Below are 326 nucleotides of genomic sequence, written 5' to 3'. Positions count from 1 at the left end.
GATCGTCGTGACCAACCCGGAAGTGTCCTCGGTACGAGATTCGGACCGCATGCTCGGCCTGCTGGCGAGCAAATCGCGTCGTGCCGAACGTGGCGAAGACCCGATCAAGGAACACCTGCTGATCACCCGCTACCACCCGGAGCGTGTTGAAAAGGGCGAAATGCTCGGCGTTGAAGACGTCAAGGAAATCCTCTCGGTAACGCTGCTCGGCGTGATCCCGGAATCCCAGGCGGTGCTCAAGGCATCCAACCAGGGCGTCCCGGTGATTCTCGACGACCAGAGCGATGCCGGTCAGGCGTACAGCGATACCGTCGACCGTTTGCTGG

Annotated in this window: 1 pseudogene; it reads left to right on the top strand. The window is 61.3% G+C overall.

Annotated elements, in window-relative coordinates:
• Nucleotides 1–326: pseudogene (locus tag BK660_RS32110) on the top strand (septum site-determining protein MinD); the annotation flags it as partial.

Origin of the sequence: Pseudomonas brassicacearum (assembly GCF_003732265.1) — a bacterium.
Lineage (GTDB): Bacteria > Pseudomonadota > Gammaproteobacteria > Pseudomonadales > Pseudomonadaceae > Aquipseudomonas > Aquipseudomonas brassicacearum_D.
This window is presented reverse-complemented; position numbering and strand designations above follow the sequence as displayed.